The sequence below is a fragment of the Nocardia aegles genome (assembly GCF_052545135.1).
The window spans coordinates 144,958-166,308 of sequence record NZ_JBQWRI010000008.1; the positions used below are offsets into that span (position 1 = coordinate 144,958).

The 21,351-nt window shown below is 64.2% G+C and carries 16 protein-coding genes and 1 pseudogene; 14 read left to right on the plus strand and 3 right to left on the minus strand.

Annotation, left to right across the window (positions count from 1 at the left end; translation table 11 throughout):
• The first annotated feature begins 6 nt into the window (after nucleotides 1-6).
• From ACT89H_RS21995 to ACT89H_RS22050, 12 genes are all read left to right on the plus strand, one after another.
• Nucleotides 7-1,119: an MCE family protein gene (locus tag ACT89H_RS21995; protein WP_445110521.1), complete on the plus strand. Its 1,113-nt coding sequence runs from the start codon at nucleotides 7-9 to the stop codon at nucleotides 1,117-1,119.
• Nucleotides 1,116-2,138, plus strand: a complete 1,023-nt coding sequence (locus tag ACT89H_RS22000) for an MCE family protein (RefSeq protein WP_445110522.1) — start codon at nucleotides 1,116-1,118, stop codon at nucleotides 2,136-2,138. Before ACT89H_RS21995 ends, ACT89H_RS22000 begins: the two co-directional genes overlap by 4 nt.
• Entirely contained in the window at nucleotides 2,135-3,136 is a 1,002-nt protein-coding gene (locus tag ACT89H_RS22005; protein ID WP_445110523.1) for an MCE family protein, read from the plus strand. The genes ACT89H_RS22000 and ACT89H_RS22005 overlap by 4 nt, the downstream gene beginning before the upstream one ends.
• Nucleotides 3,133-4,326, plus strand: coding sequence for an MCE family protein (locus tag ACT89H_RS22010; RefSeq protein WP_445110524.1), 1,194 nt, complete (start codon nucleotides 3,133-3,135; stop codon nucleotides 4,324-4,326). The genes ACT89H_RS22005 and ACT89H_RS22010 overlap by 4 nt, the downstream gene beginning before the upstream one ends.
• Nucleotides 4,323-5,414: an MCE family protein gene (locus ACT89H_RS22015; protein ID WP_445110525.1), complete on the plus strand. Its 1,092-nt coding sequence runs from the start codon at nucleotides 4,323-4,325 to the stop codon at nucleotides 5,412-5,414. Before ACT89H_RS22010 ends, ACT89H_RS22015 begins: the two co-directional genes overlap by 4 nt.
• Nucleotides 5,414-6,853, plus strand: coding sequence for an MCE family protein (locus ACT89H_RS22020; protein WP_445110526.1), 1,440 nt, complete (start codon nucleotides 5,414-5,416; stop codon nucleotides 6,851-6,853). The genes ACT89H_RS22015 and ACT89H_RS22020 overlap by 1 nt, the downstream gene beginning before the upstream one ends.
• Nucleotides 6,829-7,356, plus strand: coding sequence for an Rv1363c family protein (locus ACT89H_RS22025; RefSeq protein WP_445110527.1), 528 nt, complete (start codon nucleotides 6,829-6,831; stop codon nucleotides 7,354-7,356). The genes ACT89H_RS22020 and ACT89H_RS22025 overlap by 25 nt, the downstream gene beginning before the upstream one ends.
• Complete coding sequence (locus tag ACT89H_RS22030) at nucleotides 7,353-7,997, plus strand: Rv1363c family protein (protein ID WP_445110528.1); 645 nt, start codon at nucleotides 7,353-7,355, stop codon at nucleotides 7,995-7,997. The genes ACT89H_RS22025 and ACT89H_RS22030 overlap by 4 nt, the downstream gene beginning before the upstream one ends.
• Nucleotides 7,998-8,334: 337 nt before the next feature.
• A complete protein-coding gene (locus ACT89H_RS22035; RefSeq protein WP_445110529.1) occupies nucleotides 8,335-9,489 on the plus strand; it encodes an enoyl-CoA hydratase-related protein in 1,155 nt (384 codons plus the stop codon).
• A gap of 4 nt (nucleotides 9,490-9,493) precedes the next feature.
• Complete coding sequence (locus tag ACT89H_RS22040) at nucleotides 9,494-10,540, plus strand: phosphotransferase family protein (RefSeq protein WP_445110530.1); 1,047 nt, start codon at nucleotides 9,494-9,496, stop codon at nucleotides 10,538-10,540.
• A gap of 38 nt (nucleotides 10,541-10,578) precedes the next feature.
• A complete protein-coding gene (locus ACT89H_RS22045) occupies nucleotides 10,579-11,550 on the plus strand; it encodes a DUF7064 domain-containing protein (protein ID WP_445110531.1) in 972 nt (323 codons plus the stop codon).
• A gap of 13 nt (nucleotides 11,551-11,563) precedes the next feature.
• The gene (locus tag ACT89H_RS22050; RefSeq protein ID WP_445110532.1) at nucleotides 11,564-12,553 is read left to right on the plus strand and encodes an NADPH:quinone oxidoreductase family protein; all 990 of its coding nucleotides are present in this window, start codon (nucleotides 11,564-11,566) and stop codon (nucleotides 12,551-12,553) included.
• A 75-nt stretch (nucleotides 12,554-12,628) separates the two neighbouring features.
• On the opposite strand, the pseudogene ACT89H_RS22055 reads toward ACT89H_RS22050, so the two are convergent.
• The 3 genes and pseudogenes from ACT89H_RS22055 to ACT89H_RS22065 all read right to left on the minus strand — a co-directional run.
• A pseudogene (locus tag ACT89H_RS22055) lies at nucleotides 12,629-12,922 on the minus strand (GTP-binding protein); the annotation flags it as partial.
• A gap of 233 nt (nucleotides 12,923-13,155) precedes the next feature.
• The gene (locus ACT89H_RS22060) at nucleotides 13,156-16,428 is read right to left on the minus strand and encodes a protein kinase domain-containing protein (RefSeq protein ID WP_445110533.1); all 3,273 of its coding nucleotides are present in this window, start codon (nucleotides 16,426-16,428) and stop codon (nucleotides 13,156-13,158) included.
• A 369-nt stretch (nucleotides 16,429-16,797) separates the two neighbouring features.
• Nucleotides 16,798-18,201 (minus strand): aldehyde dehydrogenase family protein, encoded by a 1,404-nt coding sequence (locus tag ACT89H_RS22065; RefSeq protein ID WP_445110534.1) that lies wholly within the window; start codon nucleotides 18,199-18,201, stop codon nucleotides 16,798-16,800.
• 335 nt (nucleotides 18,202-18,536) lie between these two features.
• Here ACT89H_RS22065 and ACT89H_RS22070 point away from each other — a divergent pair, with 335 nt between their 5' ends.
• Nucleotides 18,537-19,475, plus strand: coding sequence for a TetR/AcrR family transcriptional regulator (locus tag ACT89H_RS22070; RefSeq protein ID WP_445110535.1), 939 nt, complete (start codon nucleotides 18,537-18,539; stop codon nucleotides 19,473-19,475).
• A 367-nt stretch (nucleotides 19,476-19,842) separates the two neighbouring features.
• Entirely contained in the window at nucleotides 19,843-21,000 is a 1,158-nt protein-coding gene (locus tag ACT89H_RS22075; protein ID WP_445110656.1) for an acyl-CoA dehydrogenase family protein, read from the plus strand.
• Nucleotides 21,001-21,351: the final 351 nt, after the last annotated feature.

The following is a 21,351-nucleotide window of genomic DNA, read 5'->3' on the forward strand; positions in this document are numbered from 1 at the left end:
GCGGTCGTGGTGTTCGTTCTCGCCGTCACCGGCGCGATCGCATCCTGCAGCGGAACCTTCGTGCCGACTACGCGTGTCTATTTGTATGCAGATCGGGCCGGCCTGTTGATGGCGACCGGATCGGACGTCAAAGTGCAGGGAGTCGTCATCGGCCGGGTCTCCGCGGTAGAAATCGAACGGGATCGTGCCAAATTGACCCTCGATCTCGAGCCCGGTGAGGCTCGAAGGCTCCCTGTGAATGTCGGCGCCCAGATCGCGCCGACCACGCTGTTCGGCCGAAAGTTCGTCACGCTGGTGGTTCCCGACAATGCTGCTGGTGCGACGTTGACACCCGGCGCGGTGATCGACGGGTCGAAGGTGACAGTCGAGATCAACGACCTGTTCCAGTCCCTGCTGTCGGTTTTGAAAGCCATAGCGCCGCAGAAGGTCAACGCTACCCTGGCAGCTCTGGAAACGGCCTTGGACGGCCACGGCAGCAGGTTCGGCGAACTCATGGTGTCCCTTGATCGCTACCTGGCCCAGTTCAACGCGTCGATTCCGGTACTGCAGCGCGATGTGCCGTTGCTCGCCGACAACATGGATACTCTCGCGGCGGCCACTCCCGATCTGCTGACCACGATGCGAAACCTGTCGACTACCAGCGCCACGCTCGTCGAAGAACAGGCGAACCTGAGTGCTTTTCTCTTGTCATTCAGCGAGTTCGGCAACGCGGGGACCTCGTTCCTCGATTCCTCCGCCATCCCGCTCATCGGCGCGGTCCAAGTGCTGGAACCGACGACCCGGGTGCTGGCCGAGCAGTCGCCCTCGTTCCCGTGCTTCTTGTCCGCGCTGAACCAGGCTCGTACCTTCTTCGAGCGTGCCTTCGGTGGCGGCAGACCGGGCTTGAACGCGCTGGGCACGATCTTGATGGGTGACCCTCCCTACACCTATGCGAAGGATCTTCCGGTGAACGGTGCCGACAATCCACCGAGCTGCTACGGATATCCCTTCGGACCTGGCAGCCGACCGCTCGATCACGTCGATTTCGCCACCGGCACAACCGTATACGGGCCGGTTCGCTCGGCGCAGGACCTGATCGGCAACCCATTCGCCCCGCTTATCTATGGACTGACGCGATGACCGCACGCCACTCCGGACTGAAGCTGATCGTCTTCTTGGCCGCTACTTCCGTTGTGTCGGCGATGCTGGTCGTGGTCGTCGGCGATCTACGCTTCGTCCCGACCTACAGTTACCGGGCGCTGTTCACCTCGGCATCGGGTATGCGGACCGGCGACGACGTCAAGGTCGCCGGCGTCCCGGTCGGCAAGGTGAAGTCGGTCGAATTCGCGCACGACAAACTGGTCGAGGTGGCGTTCACCGTCGACCGCGACGTGCCGGTGCTCCAGGGATCGACCGCCGCAATCCGGTACAAGAACCTCATCGGGGATCGCTACCTGGAAGTCACAGTGCATCCGGACGGCACCGGCCGGCGTTCCGAAAACGACCCGATCCCCGTGTCGCAGACCGAACCCGCGCTGGATATCGACAGTCTCGTCAACGGGTTCAAGCCGCTGCTGCAAGGCTTGGATCCCGACGAAGCCAACGACTTGTCGGCCTCGCTGATCGAGGTGCTCAACGGGCGCCAGCAGAGCATCGCCCAGTTCATCCACCAGGTGGGCACACTGGGCAATACACTCGCGGACCGGGACCAGGTGATCGGCGCGATGATCAGAAACCTGAATCTCGCATTGGGCTCGATCACCGCGACCGGCGACAAGTTCGATCGGTTGGTCGTGGACCTCCAGACGCTGGTTTCCGGGCTCAACGCCGACCAAGCCACCATCACCGCAGGTCTGGACCAGATTCAGGCGGGTACCACAGAAGTCGCGCAACTGCTGGTCGACAACCGGCCCGCTGTCACCGGCGACATCGACGGATTGAGACAACTGGCCACCAATCTCAACGCCGACTCCGGCACCTTGTCGCTGTTGCTGGCCAAGCTGCCCGCCACGTACCCGTTGATCACCCGTGTCGGCAGCTACGGCAGCTTCGTCAACTGGTTCGTGTGCGGCCTCGCGATCCGCTATCCCGCAATTGGGGGCGGTCACCAGGACACCCCGATGTTCATCGCTCCCGCCGAAAGGTGCCGAGGTCAGTGACCAAAACATTCTCCGAACGAAATCCGGTCCAGCTGGGCTTGGTCGGGACCGGGGTGCTGGTGATGCTGCTGGTGCTGGCATTCACCTACGACGAGATACCGGGCTGGCCCGGGCGAAGCGAGGTCGTCGCCGAGTTCGCCGACGCGAGCGGTCTGGGAACCGGTGATGCCGTGCAGATATCGGGCATCGACGTCGGCGAGGTCGATGCCATCGATCTGGCCGCGGACCACGTCGACGTCACTTTGAAGATCGACCCACACGGACAGGTGCTGGGTGACCGGACCACAGCTGCGATCAAGGTGGAGACCGCGCTCGGACGCCGATTCGTCGAGTTGCGGCCGGACGGCGACGGCCCCGCTGTCGAGCGGATCCCATTGGCGCACACTACGTCCGGCTTCGACCTCACCGAGTCACTGAACCAGCTCACCGATCGGCTGGAGCACACCGATAAGGCGAAGCTGGCGGACGCGATGGACAGTCTTTCGTCGGTGTTCGACGCGCTACCAGACGATCTTCGGCCGTCGCTGGACGGTGCTTCACGCCTGTCCCGGACGATCAGCTCCCGCGACAGTGAGGTGCGGGACCTACTCCAGCACACGAGCGCGGTCACTGACGTCCTCGCGCAGCGCAACCAGAATCTCACCGCACTGCTGACCGATGGTGGGTCGCTCTTCGCGGCGCTCAACGATCGTGCGCAGACCATCCGCAACCTGCTCGTCGAGGTCCGCAGCATCAGTGACGAGTTGCGCACGCTGGCCGACGAGAACACCGCGACATTGGGGCCCATGTTGGATGAGCTGGAGCGGGTCACGAATCTGCTGACCACCAACTACGACAACATCAATGCCGCGATCATCGGACTGCGGCCCTATGTCACCCAGCTCGGCGAAGCGGTCGCCAGTGGCCCATTCTTCGGGGCCCTGCTCCAGAACATCGCTCCCGCGAACTTGCACGGTCAGCAACCGGGTAGCCCTGGACAGGCCGGTGGTCCCCGATGAAGCCGCTGTCCCGAATCCCGCTGCCCGGACGAATCCTTGCCGTCCTGGTCGCACTCGCGGTGGCGAGCACCGCGGCGATCTGGTGGATGACCACCCGCTCCACTGTGCGGGTCACCGCCTATTTCACCAACTCGGTAGGGCTGTACGTCGGTGACCGGGTGACGCTCCGCGGTGTGCCGGTGGGCGAGGTCGACGCCATCGTCCCGATCGGCGACCGCGTCCGGGTCACCATGCACTTCGACGCCTCGCATCCGGTCTCCGCCGACACCTCCGCGGTGATCGTTGCGCCGACCTTGGTCTCGGGCCGGTACGTACAACTCACGCCGAGGAAAGCCGACGGCGCGAAACTCGCCGACGGTGGCGTGATCCCAGTTGAAAGAACCGCTGTCCCGATCGAATATGACCAGATCAAACGTCAAGTGACGGATCTGGCCACTCAGCTCGGCCCGACCGACGGCGATCCCACCGGCACCCTCACCCGTTTCACGAATGCCACGGCGAACGCATTGCACGGTAACGGAGCAGCGCTCAACCAGGCCGTGATGAACCTCTCGGCCGCGATGCAGACGCTGTCGGACGGCGGGCCGGACCTATTCGCGACGATTCGCAATCTGCAAACCGTGATCTCGGCGCTCGCCGCCCACGATCAGCAAGTCCGGATGTTCGTCGACCAGCTCGCCGGTGTATCGACCGTGCTGAACGACAACCGTACTCAGCTGGCCGCAGCGCTGCAGTCGTTGCAGACGATGCTTCCGCGAATCCGCACCTTCGTCGCGGACAACCGCACAGCGCTCACCGACAACGTGGCCGCACTGACTCGGATAACCCAGCTGCTCGTGGATCGGGAGGACGAGATCGCGCAGATCCTCCATCTCGCGCCGACCGCGATCGACAACTTCTACAACATCTACGATCCGGACTCACGCTCGCTGACGGGTAACCTCGCGCTGCCGGACTTCCCTGACCCACTCTCGCTCGTGTGCGCCCTGCTGACCACCGTGAACGCGCCACAGGAGGAATGCTCGCGGGCGAGCGCGCATTTCGGGCACCTGTTCGGCGCGTCCATCCGCGCGGCGATGGGCTCCGGCGCCCCCGTGCCGGCACCCGACGGTACCCCACCCGCCCTCCAGCCCGGACTGCTCGCCGTCCCCGGCCTGGCCGAGCTACTCGTCCCCGGAGCCACCCGATGACAAGAACGTCTACCGCCCTGCGACTGGGCGGAGTGATGGTGCTGAGTGCGCTGTTGACGACCGGGTGCCGATTCGACGGTGCCAACTCGATCCCCCTGCCGGGCAATGCTATTCACGAGGGCTCGTACACGCTGCGAGTCGAACTGCGCGATGCGCAGAACCTGGTGGGGAACTCGTTTGTCAAGGCGGACAATGTCACAATCGGTACGATCACCTCGATCTCGGTCCGCAACAATGTCGCGGTTGCCGAACTCGAGATCGATGACACAGTGCGCTTACCCGCATCTACCAAGGCTCGGCTGGCGCAGACAAGTGTGCTCGGCGCCCAATACTTGGAGCTCAGTACGGTCGATGGCGATGTCTCCGGCAGGCAGTTGCGGGATGGCGACGTTATCCCGCTTTCGGCAACCTCGGAGTATCCGGCGACCGAGGAAGTGCTCGCGGCGCTGTCGCTGGTTCTGAATGGAAGTGGCCTGCAACAGATCCGAACTATCATGGCGGAGCTCAACGAAGGCTTCGGCGGTCATGAGGATGCCATCAACCGGTCGTTCGAGCGCCTGGCCACCTTCGTAGACGGGCTCGACAGCCAGCGCGACGAGATCGTCCGGGCCATCGACAGCCTCGATGTGTTCTCCCGGGAAATCGCCCAGCAGCGCGACACCCTTCAGACCGGTATCGAGCAGATACAACCGGCACTGGATCTCCTCGACGCGCAGAGGTCACAGCTGGTCACAATGCTCGACCGAGTGGGCGCGTTCGGCAGACAAGCTGCGCAGGTGCTTCATGCCGGCGGCGACGAACTCACGAAAGATCTGCACAATCTGCAGCCGGTCCTGTCCCAGCTGGCGGCGGCTGGGTCCGATCTGACCGGCTCGCTGCTCGTCGCCGCCACCTTTCCGTTTCCAGTCACGGTTGCCGATAAAGCCATCAAGGGTGACTACGTGAATCTGTTTCTCACCCTTGACCTCAGTGTCGAGGCCGTCCGCGACAAGATCATCGGCAGCATTCCGCTCCGAGATCTGATCCCGATGTCCAACCGCGCGGTGGACCCGCTGACCGCCCCGGCCAACGCGGACGGAGGCCGGTGATGAAAACCCGACTGATCAAAGGTCAGTTGATCGTTTTCGCGGTACTGGCTGTGGTCAGCCTTGTCTACGGCGCGGTCCACTACATAGGTATTCAGCGCATATCCGGGTTCGGGACCTACACGGTTACCGCCGATTTCGCCGAGGCGGGCGGAATCTATGAGTCCGCGACGGTGACCTATCGCGGTGTCGAGGTCGGGCGAGTGACCGGCGTGGGGCTCCGGGACGGCAGCGTGCGGGTGAGGATGCAGCTACGGCATGGCTGGGACATTCCGGCAGGCGCGAGCGCCGCGATCAAGAGCACGTCGGCGATCGGCGAGCAGTACGTCGATCTCGTCCCCGCCGACAACAGCGGACCGTACCTGAACGACGGATCGCACATTCCGCGCTCCCGGACGACGGTGCCCATCCCGACCGGCGAGGTCCTCGACAAGACGCAGAGCTTGTTGGCCGGCGTGTCGACCGACTCGCTTCGGACTACTCTCGATGAGACGTACCGAGCGGTCAACGGTGCCGGTCCAGCGCTCGCATCATTGATCGAATCGTCGGCTGACTTCCTGGATCTGGCGCAGGCCGACATCGGACCGACCCTCGCCTTGATCAACGACTTCGAACCGATACTCCACACTGGGAACTCGATCCGCACCGAGCTGAAGTCCTCGGTGCACGACCTGGGCTCGTTCACCGACCAGCTCGTTCGCAGTGACGCGGAGTTGCGCGGTGTGCTCGGCGAAGGCCCTCCCGCCGCCAACGCCGTCTCCAGAACCTTGCAGAACCTGAGTACGCCACTGCCATCGTTGCTCGCCGACCTGCAGACCGTTGGTCAGGTGTTGCGGGTCAATGTGCCGCAGCTGCGGCAGATCCTGGTCGTGTATCCGGCCCTCGCAGCCGCGGTGGACTACAGCGTCGTTGGTGGCGGATTCCAGACCGACGACAATCTACTTGCCCCGGCGGCGGCGCTCGACGTGAAGCTGGGAAACACTCTCAATCCACCCCCGTGCACCGAGGGGTATCAGGCCACGCAGCGCCGCGACCCCTCTGACACCCGGCCCGCCGAAGTCCCACCGGACAATTACTGCAAGATCGCCCCCGACGATCCGAAGGTCATTCGCGGCGCGCGCAACACACCCTGTGCGACCGATCCGTCGGTCCGCACCGCCGACATCGCCAATTGCCCTGGCGGCCTGCCGTCGACTTGGTCGGAAATGCTGTCGCGGCCAGGCGAACCGAACATCACCGCCGTGCCGCGGCCGGGCACGCCGGCCGCGCCACCGCAACCTGCGCCACCGGTGGCGCCGGCCGCAGCCACGATCGTGCCCTACGCCGAAGGCGACCGAACCTTTCGAGGGCCCGACGGGCTGACCTATGTCCTGGGGCTCCCGGCCCCGGGTGCCGCCCACGGAGAGGAGACACAGGGATGGCAATCACTGCTGATCAAATAGAGGGCCAACAGCGGCTATCGCGGCGCTGGCCGGCTTGGACCGTCCTGCTGCTTGTCGCGGCCGTGATCGTGCTGGCCGGGGTGAGCACGAAATTCGGCCTGGATATCCGGGCGAACGTGCATGACGACGAGCGTGATCGTGCTGCGCTCGCTGCTGCGAACCGGATCGCTGCGCAGCTGGTGACCCTCAACCATTCGTCGGCCCAGCAGAACCTGAAAGCCATCGCAACCGATTCGACAGGCTCCTTCCGTGACCAGTGGGAGAAGATCTCTGGCAACTTCGCCAGTGTGCTGGAAAACGGCAAGGTGGAATCGACCGGGAAGGTCGAGGAGTCCGGCATTGTCGAGATCGACGACTCGCGCGCCATCGTGCTTGCCGCTGTCACCTCGACGGTGAAGAACACCGAGGCCCCCGAGGGACAACAGCGGGTCTACCGCATGAAGATGACCCTGGATCACTCCGACGGCCGCTGGCTTGTCTCGAATGTGGAGTTCGTCGCATGAGCACCGACACTGTCAGCACTGAGCACGATGCCGTCGCAGATACCGAGACGGCTGGAGACGCGGGTCCCGGGCAGGAGGACTCGGTCGCGGACGGTGGCACGCCGCTGAGGGCGCGGCGGGGAATCGGTGCGATGTTCGCCCGTCTGGCCGGGATGAGCAACCGCTCGGCGGCTGCGGTGTTCACGGTTCTCGCCCTGCTGCTCGGCGGGGAGATCGCGGCAATCGTTGTCTTTGCGCACTGTACGGCGGAGCATTCCGCCGATGCCGCTGCCGCCCGGGCCGCGACCGAGGCGGCGCGATCTCGGGTGCCGGCTGTGCTGTCCTACGACCACAACACAATCGACACCGCCTTCCCCGCGCTCGCTGGGAATTTGACGGGGAAGTTTCGCGACGACTTCACCACCCTCGGCACAAAAGTGATCATTCCTGCAGCACATCGCGATTCGATTACTACGAAAGCCACCGTCGTCGGCAACTCGGTCGTCTCCGTCGAGGAGGGCACTGTCACGGTGCTGATGTTCCTGAACCAGGAGACCACCGGTGCGAGGTATCAGGGGCCGCGCCTGGATGGCAGTCGCGTGCGAGTGACGATGACCGAGCAGGCGGGCACCTGGCTCATCTCGGACATCACCCCGGTGTGAGGAACGGGTGCGCGAGATCACGCACACGCTGCCGCCGAGCGCGCAACGGGCGATCGAGGCGGAGATCGGCGAAGTCGCGACCTCCCGACCACGTTCTCGAAGGCGATGATCGCTGTCAGTAGATCTATGCCCGCAGGCTATGGGGGAGCGCGCTTGACCACGCGAGCTGGCTTGTCTAAATTCAAATTTAGATTAAAATGACGTCAAAGAGCGGGTTCGCCCCGCTGTCGAGTGGAGAGAGCTGGATTCGATGGTGAACCCCGAACGTGACTCCGCAGAGGGCGGCGACCCAGCGCCGATGGCTGGAGCGGCGGAATGTGAGAAGGTTGCCGCAGCGTTGTACGAAGCTTTGGCGACAGGGGATCGAGAGCGGTTGGACGCGATCCTGCACGCGGATTTCGAGGGGCGCACCACGGAGGGGCTGCCGTTCGATCTGGGTGGGGTCTATCGTGGGCCCGCGGCCATGCGGCGCGACTTCTGGGGGCGTATCGCCGCTCATTATCAGGCGCGGGCCATACCGGCGCGCTTCGACTGGCTCGCCGACGGCGGATTGATGGTCACCGGCCGGTACAGCGGTACGGCGAACGTAGGCGGCGGCGAACTGGATGCCGAGTTCATCCATATTCTGTCGTTCATAGATGGCCGAATCAGCGGGCTCGTGCAACTCACCGACAGTGAGCGGTGGCACCGCGCATTACCGTCCGGTGCGATGAGCACGGTCGATCTCACGGTGGCCGACGGCCTCGCGGTGCTGCGGCTGAATCGGCCTGAGCAGCGCAACGCCATCAACCAGCAGATGGCGGACGATATCTACGAAGCGGCGCAACGCTGCGCGGCCCGCTCGGACCTACGGGCGCTCGTGATCCTGGGTAACGGCCCCACCTTCACCGTCGGAGGGGATATCGCCGTGTTCGCCGGCACCGAGCCCGAGGATCTTTCGGCGACACTGCGTCGCATGGTCACTCCGTATCACGCGGCCATCCGAATCTTCGCGGAGTTGCCGGTGCCGGTGGTGACGGCTGTGCACGGATCGGTTGGCGGAGGCGGGCTCGGCCTGGTGTACTGCGCCGATATCGCGCTCGCCGCGGAGCAGACGAAGTTCGCGACCGGATTCACCACTCTCGGGTTATCCGGGGACGGCGGAACGTCGTGGTATCTGCCCCGGTTGGTCGGGGTGCGCCGGGCGCAAGCGCTCTATCACGGTCGCGTCCTGGATGCACGGGATGCCTGCGAATGGGGCCTGATCTCCGAGGTTGTTGCGGCCGACCAGCTGGAAAAGACCGCGCTGGAGCGCGCCGAAGCTCTGGCCGCGGGACCGACTCGGGCCTACGCTGAGATTCGGGAGCTGCTGCGGAACTCGGCCACGGCGACACTCGCCGAGCAACTGGGCGCTGAGATCGACGCCCTCGCCCGAACCGGTGCCACGCGGGACGCGGCAGGCGCCGTGCGCAGCTTCGTCACCAAAACCGCAGCCGACTTCGAGGGACGGTGAGCCGATGCGGGATGCTGTCGACGACACTGCGACCACCGGGGCCGACGCCGACTCGGCGATTGCGCGAGCGGCCCGGATCGGGCAATGGCTCGCGGAGCGCACCGAGGTGCGGGGTGCGCTGCGAATCGAGCGGATCGGAATCGGGCAATCCAACATCACGAGTCTGCTCCGTGACGAAGCGGGTGAATGCTGGGTGCTGCGCGAACCGCCGCCGGGTAAGCACGATCCGACCGCGCACAACGTTCTCCGCGAAGCAGGAATCCTGAACGCACTCGTGGGAACTGGTATTCCGGTTCCCGCTGTCATCGGTACCTCCGAGGAGGGCCCGTTCTACGTCATGACCCGAATGGCTGGTGGCGCTCTGGAATCGGAGAAGGACGCCGATGCGCTCAGCCTGGACGAGCGCGCGGCGCTGGGGCGAGGGGTCATCGAGGTGTTCGCGCGGCTGCATTCCCTCGATCCGGCGGCGGTCGGGCTGGGCGACCTGGGCCCTCGGACCGAATATCTGCCGAGGCAGATCCGGCGCGCGATCAGGAGCTGGTCGCAGTGGAGCGACCAATCCGCACACGATGCGGCGTGGCAAAACGTCCGATCCCTGCTCGAGCAGAATGTGCCCCGACAGCAACGCTTGGTGATCACCCATGGTGACTACCGGTTGTCCAACGTGCTTGTCGACAACGGTCGGATCACCGCGGTCCTGGATTGGGAACTGGCGACTCTGGGCGACCCACTGGCCGATCTGGCCTGGCTGCTCGACGACTGGCGTGGACCGGACGAGCCGCGGATCAGCCTGCCGAGCCCGACCCAGGCCGGCGGTTTTCCGAATCGCTCCGATCTGATCGAGACCTATTGTGCTGCAACCAGTTTGGATGCGAGTCGGATCGGATATTACCGCGCATTCACTCATTGGCGTGCCGCGACGCTCCTTCAGGGTGTACTGCTGCGGCGCCGATCCGGGGCCATGGGTGCGCACGGTTCGCTCGATCTGGACGAACTGAACACGACAATCGGCTTCCTGCTCGAGGAGGCGGGCGACCTGGTGCGCCGCTGACGACGCCGCAACATCGACACCAACGAGGGAGAGGGCGCATGAGGCCCGAAGACGACTACACGCACCCGGTCGGGAGCGAACACAACTTCAACGAATCCATGTATTTCCAGTTCCACGACCCTGAGGCGCGGGTGAGTGGATTCGTGCGGTTGGCGAACCGTCCGAACGAGGGGCGTGGGGAGCGGACCGTGTGCCTCTACCTGCCGGGTGGCAGGGTGGCGTTCTCCTTCGCCCGGCCGGAGGTGACGAGCAACGAGAAGATGTCGGGATCGGGACTCGAGTTTCGGGTCGAGGAGCCGTTCACGAGGCTGCACGCGACTTTCGATGGGAAAGTCAATCTGCTCGACGATCCCGAGATCTTGGCGAACCCGCGAAGACTGGCGGACACTCCAGCGGTTGCCTGTACCGCCGAGCTGACCTTCGAACGCATCAGCGATCCGTACGAGCACAGCTTCGATGGCGATGGGCCTGCCTTCGCCCCGAATCACTATGAGCAGATCATGGCGGTCACCGGGAGGATCGTGCTGGATGGCGAATCCATCGACATCCATGGCGCTGGTTTGCGCGATCACTCGTGGGGCCCGCGCTCCTGGCAGGCGCCGTGGTTCTATCGATGGTTGCACGGTTCCGGTCCTACCGCCGGATTCATGGGTGCCTACTTCGGTGTCGAGCGCGGCGCGCCGGTGACCGGCGGATTCGTGTGGGACGGACAGGATCTGCACCGCTGCACGGACATTCGGGTGCAGACCGAACGGGACGAGAACAATATGCCTCGTCGTATCGAGGTCGAACTCGTCACCAGCAGCAACCGAAGCTGGCGTTTCAGCGGCGAGATCGGTGCCACGGTACCGCTGCGGCACCGGAAGACCGAAGCTTCCGGAGCTGAGCTGATGACCCACATTCTGGAAAACCAGGTTCGGTGGACCGGTGACGACGGCGCGCAGTTGTACGGAATGGGCGAGTATCTGGATCAAATCGTCGACGGCGTACCCGTTGGCCTCGAGGTCTGACCAGCACGGGTCGATGGCGGCCGTGCAGCTGGCCGCCCTCAACGGCCCGAAGGCCTTGCGGACCACCCGGCTGCCGGTCCCGGACAGCCGGGACGAAGTCCTCATCGAGGTCCGTGCGGTCGGGGTCAACTTTCCCGACCTGCTGATGACCTACGGGCAGTACCAGCTGCGTGTCCCGCCGCCGTTTGTGCCGGGGGTGGAGGTGTCGGGTGTGGTGTCCTCGGCACCGGAAGCCAGCGGCGTGCAACCCGGTGACGAGGTCGTCGCGTTCTGCCCACAACTGGGGGGCTACGCCGAGTTCGTGGCGGTTCAGCCCGCGATGGTCGCGATCAAGCCCCCGGAGTTGGACTTCGGCGAGGCCGCCGCTCTGCTCGCCAACTTCCAAACGGTCCACTTCGCGATGACCCGGCGGACGAGTGTGCGGGCGGGACAGACACTCTTGGTTCTCGGTGCCGCGGGAGGGGTCGGCACCGCGGCGATCCAACTCGGAAAGGCCCTGGGTGCGAGCGTAATCGCGGTGGTGCGTCGGGAGGGAGTCGCCGAGCGACTCACGGCACTCGGCGCCGACCACGTTGTGACGCTCGGTTCCGGTTGGGTCGACCGGGTGCGAGAGCTCACCGGAGGTTCCGGTGTCGACCACCTGCTCGATCCTGTCGGCGGGCGGACTTTCGACGACGCTGTGCGTGCGCTTGCGGTCGGGGGAACCCTACTCGTCGTCGGATTCGCGGCGGGCGGGCAGATTCCGTCGGTGAAGGTTGATCGGTTGCTGCTGCGCAATGTGTCGCTCGCCGGTGTCGCCTGGGGGGAGTACGTGCGGCTCCACCCTCCGGCGTTCGCGGAGTCGATGGCGGATCTGCGTGACTTCGTCGCCCGAGGACTACGACCATTCGTCAGCGCGCGCTACCCATTGACCGAGGCTTCTGAAGCACTGACGGCGCTGGAACGCGGGGAAATCGTGGGCAAGGCGATTATGGAGATTATGGAACAGCCCTGGGCATGCTGACCCGGCTCCTGGACTGGCCCCATCTGCATCACTGTAGCCGCGACACGGTTGCGGCGGTAGGCGTCTCAACCGGCTTCACCGGTACCCGCACTCCGACAGTTCGAGTGCACTCCGCACTTCGTCTTCGTAGCAGACGTCGGCTCCGTCGAAACAGTTGACACCGATGACGAATGGTATTTTTCGTGACTCGAAGTAGTCCACCGGTCCGAAACATGCTTCCAATCGTCGTGTATCAGCAAGTACGACGGCGCCCAGAGAACCGGTGGACAGCTCGTCCCACATGAACCAGAAATGATCTTGTCCTGGTGTTCCGAACAGATACAGGACAATGTGAGAGTTTATTGTGAATCGACCAAAATCCATAGCAACCGTCGTGGTTGTCTCTTAGCGAGGATGTCAATCGCTGACTGGCTGACGGCCGGCCCGTCCGGATCCGGTGCGTGGCATCGGCTCCAGGGCTTCAGCGGGAGGTGGTCGTCGGCATCGGTATGCCAATCGGCATGAGGTCGTCACTTCGTATAGATGTGAACATCGCGCTACAGCTCGCGTGTAAGCCCGGAGAAGCCGCCGACTGCGCAGTATGCGACCGCCGTAGCGGCCCGTCACTCGGGCTTCTCGGCTATCCAGGCCGCGATCTGGGCCCGGGAGGTGAATCCCAGCTTGGTGAGGATGTGTTCGACGTGGCCTTGGGCGGTGCGCTGGGAGATGACCAGCTCGGCGGCGATCTGTTTGTTGCTGAGTCCTCGAGCGACAAGGCGGGCCACCTGGAGCTCACGCCTCGTGAGTTCGGGAGAACCACCGGTCTCAGGTGACGCCTCGGTGATCTGCTCGCCGAGTGCATAGGCGATAGCGGCATCGATGCTCATTGCGCGCCCCTCCTGTGCAGCTGCTTCATATGCCGGTACGCCGAGGGCGTGCCGCGTTGTCGTGGCGCATTCCTCGTGAAGGCGTGCCATCTTGGGAAACACGGCGGGCACGTTACTTCCTCTCGGCCAAAGATGCCCCTGCGCCGCTCCCATCAGAACAGCCGCCCGTTCTGCGTTTCCGTTGGCACTGGCCGTCCAGGCCAGCGCTTCGAGACTGAATGCCGTAGCGACCGGGCTGCGTAGCCGTCGGTTGATTCGAAGGGCTTGTTCGAGCTGCTGTTGCGCACGGCCCTGCTCCCCAGGCTCCCAGGTGGCAACAGCTATGCCACGTAACGCCACTGATCGGAAGAGCATTTCACCACTGGGCTCCGTGATGGACACGACTTCGCGGTAGCGAGCGGCAGCCCGCCTCGTGTCACCGCGCATCTCATAGGCCAAGCCGAGCAGGGTCAGAGCGCTGACATGGAGGTCTTCGGTCTCAACGGCACCGGGTACATCGACCGTACGTTCGAACGAGGAGGCCGCGCGAGCGGAATCGCCGCGAACAAGGGCCAGGATTCCGTCCGCGTAGTCGATGCGTCTACGGACCGGCGCATCGGGAAGTCGGCTGGCGAGTTCCCTGCCGCTATCCAGGAGGACAGCGGCCCCTTCGAAGTCGCCTTGTGCTGCGGCCAGTTGGCTGCCCACACAGAATGCTTTCACTTGGTCCGGTTCTGCATGGAGGTAAGGATGGGCGAGGGCACGATCGACCCAGGAGCGGCCTTCGCTGAACAGCCCACGGAAGTTCCAGAACTCGTATAGCGACGCGGCGGTCTGGAGCCCGGTTCGAGCGGCTTCCTCGCTCTGTTCGGCCGAGCAGGATTCGAGTGCATCTCGTAGATTCGGGAGTTCGTGATCGAGGCGGGCGATCAGATCCGGCTGCCGGTCACTGATCCATCCGGCTTCTGCATCCAGGGCCAACTGCTGGTACCACTTCCGGTGGCGCGTGCGCAGGTTGCCGTATTCACCGGACTGCTGGAGCTTTTCGCGGCCATAGTCTCTCAGCATCTCGAGCATCCGGAAACGGACCGAGCCATCTACTTCCTCACGTAGGAGGATCGACTTGTCTATGAGGGACGACAAGACATCGAGCGTAGTGTTCGCCGCGAGATCTGTGCCGCATATCTCCTCGGCGGCATCGAGCTCGAAGCTGCCCGTGAAGATGGACAGACGCGCCCACAGCAGCCTTTCGGCAGAGGTGCACAGGTCGTGACTCCAATCGATGGACCATCGCAGGGTTTGCTGCCTCGTTGGGGCGGTGCGGCTCCCGCGGGTCAGCAGCGCATACCGATCATCGAGGCGCGAGAGAATTTGCTGCGGTGACATCGAGCGCAGGCGCGCCGCGGCCAGCTCGATCGCGAGCGGGAGTCCCTCCAACCGCGCGCAAATCGCCGCAACGGCGGTTCGGTTGTCGTCGGTGAGTTCGAAACCCGGCACCGCTGTGGCCGCACGATCTACGAAGAGCGTGATCGCGTCGAAGCGCGGCATCTCTTGGAGCGTCGGTTGATGATGCGCCTCCGGGACCGACAGCGGCAGCACACGTACCACCGCCTCTCCGGCGATATTCAGCGGTTCGCGTGTGGTGAGCAAGATTCGAATCTCGGGGCAGGTCCGCAGCAGCGTGCTGGTCAGTTCTGCGACGGCATCCACTATTTGCTCGCAGTTGTCGAGCACGAGCAGCGTTTCGCGGGATCTGAGGAAGTCGATCATGACATCGAGTAATCGGGTAGCCGACTCATCCCGGATCCCGAGGGCGGCTGCTACCACGTCGACCAACAGTGTGGGATCTGAGACATCGGCCAGTTCGATCAGGTGCACACCCCCGGGGAACTTGCGCTGCGAGCGGGACGCGACCTGCAATGCCAGCCGTGTCTTGCCGACGCCCCCGATGCCGGTCAACGTCACCAGGCGCGAGGTCGACAGGAGGTTCTTGACCTTTGCCAGTTCGGTCCGGCGGTTGATGAATCTGCTCAACGCCGGCGGCAGGCCGCCACGGCCGACAGCGCTGGCCATTATCGGCACGCGCGAGTTCCCAGCACGCACTTGTTCCCGATATCTGTCGGAATCGGATGCGGACCGAAGCGCCACGTCTTCTGCGGAGTGTGTGTGGCGTCGCCAGGCTTCCCGGAAGCTTGCTTCCAGCGCCTCCGCCGACGGCCGCTCATGGGGGTCCCGGTGCATTGCTGCCTCCACTATCGCCGCCACATCGTCGGGGATGCCGTTCTCCCTCAGGTCGGGTACTGGCTGGCTGGTGATTCGCAGGAACTGCGTCACGACGTTTTCGCCGCTGAGGCGCTCGAATGCGGCATGGCCGGTGAGCGCACTGAATACGGTGGCACCGAGCCCGTATACATCCGCAGCCGGGGTTGGCGCGTGGCCTTCGATCACCTCAGGGGCGGTGAAAGCCGGTGATCCGGTCAACGTGCCCGCAGATGTTCGAAACCCGCCGGTGATGTGGGCGATCCCGAAGTCGGTCAATAGTGGCTCGCCGCGCTCGGCCAGTAGGATGTTGCCCGGTTTCACATCACGATGCACGATATCGAGCCGATGAGCAGCGGCGAGAGCACCGGCGATCTTCTGTCCGATTTCCAGCACGCGATCCACCGCGAGCGGGCCATTCTTCCGAATCCACGCATCCAGCGAGTCCTGCGGGTAATAGGGCATCACCAGATACGGCCGTCCGGTGGCCGTAGAATTGGCCTCCAGTACGGTGACGATGCTCGGATGCCCGGTCAACCGGCCCATCGCCCGCTGCTCCCGGAGGAACCGTGCCCGGTTGTCGGCGTCCAGCTCCGCGGTCGATACCTTCACCGCTACGGTCCGCTCCAAGGCCTGCTGCCAGCAGCGGTATACCACTCCGAAACCGCCCCGGCCGATCTCCACGACGTCCTCGAAACCGGCCGCGTGCAGCTCCGCCACGATGGGTGTCGACACCTCGCGGCGAGTACGCAACGGATCGTCATCAGTCACTGATCAGCAGTGAACCGACCAGATCTCTGGTCACCATGGGACATCGGCCCATCCTTCCGCTACTGCCACAATATCGCGAAGATGTGGATGAACCGCCGGCGAGCAACCCGTGCGATCGCAAATGCGGAGACGGTCACCGGACGCACTGACGACGATTCCCAGCCCCGGGAGTGGGGGATCGGTTGCGAAGACGCGCCACCACTTCCGCAGGCGGGTTCAACACGCAGCGCAGCGGGGCGACCCGCGGTGCGCGGTAGCCGGCGCTGTGCGTTTACGCGGCACGACGGCCGGCATCGCTGACCGCGGCAGGGCGGGCGTATCCGATGCCCAGCCGCGGCGGCGTGGCGTGGCGCGATTCGTGCCGGCCGGTCAGAAGACCTTGCGCATCAACTTCAGGGCACGGTCGCTGTAAGGCGGGTAGACAAGCCGTGGGTCCGGGCGGAACGTCTTCTTCAACACGGCCTTGCGATGACTCAGCGTTTCGAAACCCCACCTGCCGTGGTATGCGCCGATGCCGCTTGCACCGACGCCGCCGAAAGGGAGTTGGGGAACGAGGTGGTGCATCGCGACGTGGTTGATCACCGAGCCGCCGGATGGGATCTCGTCGACAAGCCTCCGCTGCACCGCGGTCGACTTGGTGAAGAAGTAGGCGGCGAGCGGCTTGGGCCTGCCGTTGACGAACGCGATAGCGTCGTCGAGGGTCTCGTAGGACAAGATCGGCAGAATCGGGCCGAAGATCTCGTTTTGCATCAGGGCTTCGTCGGGATCGGGGTCGATGATCACAGTGGGCTCGATCGACAGCGACGAACGGGTGCTGCCGCCGCCGAGAGCCACAGTGCCCCGGGTGCTTTCGAGATAGCCGGTGAGACGGTCGAACTGCCGCTCGTTGACGATGCGCCGTCCGTCGGCGCTTCCTTCGCGTTCGAAGTCTCTGATGGTGGTGACGATTTTGTTCACCAGCTTGTCGCGGATCCGGCCGTCCGCGAGCACGTAATCGGGAGCGATGCAGATTTGCCCGGAGTTCATCATCTTGACCCAGGCCAGTCGGCGGGCAGTGATGTCGAGATCGGCGTCGGCGGCGACGATCACCGGGCTCTTGCCGCCGAGTTCGAGTGTGACCGGAGTGAGCGTCGGCGCCGCGGCGGCCATGATCTTTTTGCCGACTTCGGTTCCGCCCGTGAAGATCGCGTGGTCGAATCCCTGCGTCAACAGTTCCTGGGTCGTGCCGGCGTCCCCCTCGACGACCGCGACAGCGTCCGTGTCGAAGTATTCCGGTACGAGCCGCGACAGCAGCGCAGCGCTCGCCGGCGCTAGTTCAGACGGCTTGATCACGGCACAGTTGCCTGCGGAGAGGGCGGCGATGAGCGGACCCAGCGTCAGCACAACCGGGTAGTTCCACGGCCCTATGATCAGGATGACGCCGAGCGGTTCATATTGGATCCAAGCCGAGCCCGGGTATTGGACGGGCGACAAGGGTTGCCGCCGTTTCTTCATCCACTTGCGCAGGTGCTTGATCGCGTAGACCGCCTCACCACGGGTGGACGCGATGTCGCCGAACCATGCTTCGGTCTTGCTGCGTCCGAGATCCTCCGCGAGTGCGGCCGCGATCTGCTCCTCCCGCTCATCGAGGAGCCGCACGAGATTCTTCAGCTGCCCGAGCCGCCATTCGTAGCCGCGTGTCCGGCCGGAGGCGAACCCCCGGCGGGCACGAGCGACGACATCGGGGATATCGGGCCGGTCGAGAACCGATTGTCCGGTGGTCGGATCAGACATATCTTCACCTCTGAAGAGAGCTCACCGCCACGTCTTCGTGACGGTGTTGGGACGGGGGACGGTTGGTTCACCGGCCGAACCGGCGTGCGGGAGAGCGAACTCGAAGAGGCGGTTCACGGGAACGGCCCGCTCAGCAGCCGCTCCTATGAGACCCGAGGCTGGTGACGATCGGCTTCGCTCAGCAAAGCCCTGGGTTCATGTCAATTCCTCCTCGGAGAGAGCGCCGGAAGCTACCTAATCTATATTTGATTAGATAACCTTAGGACGAAGTGATCCGTCCCAGGCGGGGAATGCGGGTCCGAACATGAAACAGCGGGGGTTTCTTTGCTCGGGCGGTGCGGGCGCTGTGGCGCGCCACACACTCGTGTCAGTATCGTAAGCATAAGTGGACTTATGCACAAGGGGGCGCCACACGCTGCCGCGACACCCCTCTTCTGGCCTCGCCCCGCCGCATCGGCCCGGCAGCAGCCCGTGTCAACGTCTGGGGACGCACCGCGGCATCCGGCCCTACGCCAAACTGGTCGGTTGCGGATTCGATCTCTCGCCTCGCCGATATTGCCGACTGGCGCGAGGGTATCGGGCTTCCTGTGCCGTTCGGAGCTCGAGTCGGTTTCTGGCGCGTCGATAAGGTGAGTGACATGTCCACGTCCAAAGCCACGCCGGCGACAACGCCGGGCCGGGAACGGCAGCGTGCCACCACCATCCGCCGCGTGATCGAAGCGGCCGAGTCGTTACTCGTCGAAGGGGTACCCTTCGCGTCGATGAGCGTGGAGCAGGTGATCTCCCGGGCCGGAGTCGCTCGTTCGACCTTCTACGCTCATTTCGATGACCTCGGTCATCTGCTGCGGGCGCTCGGCGAGGGTGTGGTCACCGAGATCATCGAGGCCGCGCGCTTGTGGATGGACCTCGATGAGGAGATGAGCAGGGAGAGGCTGAATGCCGCCTTCGGTGCCTTGGTTTCGACCTATCTCCGTCGCGAGAAGTTGCTGGCGGCCCTCGCGGAGGCGTCGACGGCCGATCCGGTGGTTCGTGACGAGTTCCACCGACTCCTCGACGCCGGTCATGTGGAACTTGCCAAGCATATTTCGCGGGGCCAAGAGTCCGGTGTCGTGCGACTGGGAATCGACCCGGGGCCGACGGCCGGATGGCTCGTATGGATGTTGGAGCGTGGCCTGTACCAGCAGATTCGGGTCGCTCCCGCTGCCGAGGTCCAGCGTCATACGACGGCGTTGACGGAGATCATTTGGAGCACTCTCTACTCGCTCGATCGCTGACTGGGCCACCTGCGCGGTCATGCGGATCTGACATGCGACACCGGGAGCCGACGCGCGTTCGCGCCGGACGTTCGAGCAAAAACATACATCGTGTTCGATTATAAATCGAACACGATGTACGATATTTGCACCGGCTCCAGAGGAATGGAACGCGTATGTCTCTCACTACACCGGATCGGACAGCCGAGCCGTTCACCACGATTTATGTGGTCGGCGAAGGGACGACGATTCGCCGGCTGGTCCTCGATCGCCCGCACCGGCATAGCGCCCAGAATCTCACCATGTGGCAGGAGTCGCGCGGGGCTGCCGACCTCCTCAGCGCTGACCCGAAGTCCGGGTTGTCTCGTACAGGAGATCTCGCGTGAGCATATCGTCGTCCTCGCCGCGGCCCGTATACGGGTCCGAACACGAGCAGTTCCGGGCTACCGTCACGGGCTTCATCACGAGTGTCGTGGAACCAGACTTCGAGCGCTGGGAGCAGGCAAAGGCCGTCGATAGGGAGATGTTCAGCGCCGCTGGGGAAGCTGGAATGTTGCTGTTTTCCACCCCGGAGGCATACGGAGGAGCGGGAATCGATGACTTTCGCTTCAATGCGATCGTCAACGAGGAATTCGGTCGGTCGGGACTGGCGTCCGCCGGGCTCGGCATCGCACTCCAGAACGACGTGATCGGCCCGTACCTGCTCGATTTGACGAACGACGAGCAGAAGGCCCGCTGGCTACCCGGCCTTACCGACGGCACGCTGATCGGAGCCATCGCGATGACGGAGCCCGGTACGGGTAGTGACTTGTCCGGGATTCGCACACGGGCTGTCCGGGACGGTGATCACTACGTGGTCAACGGCGCGAAAACGTTCATCTCGAACGGGCAGAACTGCGACCTCGTCATCGTCGCGGCGCGCACCGGTGACGACCCACACAAGGGCCTGACCCTGGTCGTGGTGGAAAGTGACGCTCCTGGCTTCGCTAAAGGGCGCAACCTCGACAAACTCGGCTTGCGCGGTCAAGACACGAGCGAATTGAGTTTCACCGATGTCCGAGTGCCGGTGATCAATCGGTTGGGCCAGGAGGGAGAGGGTTTCTACCAGCTGATGCGCAACCTCCCTCAGGAACGGTTGTCGCTGGCAACCACTGCGGTCGGTGCTGCGGAAGGCGTTCTCGGCCGGACGCTCGACTATGTCAAGGAACGTAAGGCGTTCGGTAGGGCAATCGGTTCCTTTCAGCACAGTCGATTCGTGTTGGCGGAGCTGGCGACCGAGGTGGAGATCGCTCGCGTCTTCGTCGACCACTGTGTCGAGCTGCACGCCCGCAAAGAACTCTCTCCTGTTCTGGCGGCACAAGCCAAATGGTGGACGTCCGAACTTCAGGTCCGAGTCGCCGATCGCTGTCTGCAGTTGCACGGTGGGTACGGCTACATGCTGGAATACCCGGTCAGCCGGGCGTTCGTCGATGCCCGGATCCAGACCATCTACGGCGGCACAACCGAAATCATGAAGGAAATCATCGGCAAGTCGATCGGGCTGTAGAGCACGCAGTGCCTGGATGGACCGGCGGAGCTGACCCAGTGATGACGACCGAGTGGATAACAGGCTATCGCCGGACGCGAGTCGAGGGTGGTCTATCCGGGAGGACCAACCCGGCCGTGCCCGTCGACCACCAGGTGCGGACCAGTGATGGGGCATCCACTGGATTGCGCTGTTGCCGGCGCTCGACGTGGCAGCCGTCGACCGTCGACCATGCCGTCGTCACAGTGACGAAAATGACCGGAGGGCAGGCCTCTCCGGTGCCGGGTCAGACCTCCGGTCGACGGGCATGGTTGGAACTCCAGGTGCGAAGGCTGAGTGCCGCATGCGCACAGCACATCAGGGCCGGACGCC

Excerpts from the sequence above, each read along its gene's own strand:
- ACT89H_RS22000 (WP_445110522.1), top strand. The coding sequence starts at position 1,116 with ATGACCGCACGCCACTCCGGACTGAAGCTGATCGTCTTCTTGGCCGCT.
- ACT89H_RS22010 (WP_445110524.1), top strand. The coding sequence starts at position 3,133 with ATGAAGCCGCTGTCCCGAATCCCGCTGCCCGGACGAATCCTTGCCGTC.
- ACT89H_RS22015 (WP_445110525.1), top strand. The coding sequence starts at position 4,323 with ATGACAAGAACGTCTACCGCCCTGCGACTGGGCGGAGTGATGGTGCTG.
- ACT89H_RS22020 (WP_445110526.1), top strand. The coding sequence starts at position 5,414 with ATGAAAACCCGACTGATCAAAGGTCAGTTGATCGTTTTCGCGGTACTG.
- ACT89H_RS22025 (WP_445110527.1), top strand. The coding sequence starts at position 6,829 with ATGGCAATCACTGCTGATCAAATAGAGGGCCAACAGCGGCTATCGCGG.
- ACT89H_RS22030 (WP_445110528.1), top strand. The coding sequence starts at position 7,353 with ATGAGCACCGACACTGTCAGCACTGAGCACGATGCCGTCGCAGATACC.
- ACT89H_RS22040 (WP_445110530.1), top strand. The coding sequence starts at position 9,494 with ATGCGGGATGCTGTCGACGACACTGCGACCACCGGGGCCGACGCCGAC.
- ACT89H_RS22045 (WP_445110531.1), top strand. The coding sequence starts at position 10,579 with ATGAGGCCCGAAGACGACTACACGCACCCGGTCGGGAGCGAACACAAC.
- ACT89H_RS22050 (WP_445110532.1), top strand. The coding sequence starts at position 11,564 with ATGGCGGCCGTGCAGCTGGCCGCCCTCAACGGCCCGAAGGCCTTGCGG.
- ACT89H_RS22065 (WP_445110534.1), bottom strand. The coding sequence starts at position 18,201 with ATGTCTGATCCGACCACCGGACAATCGGTTCTCGACCGGCCCGATATC.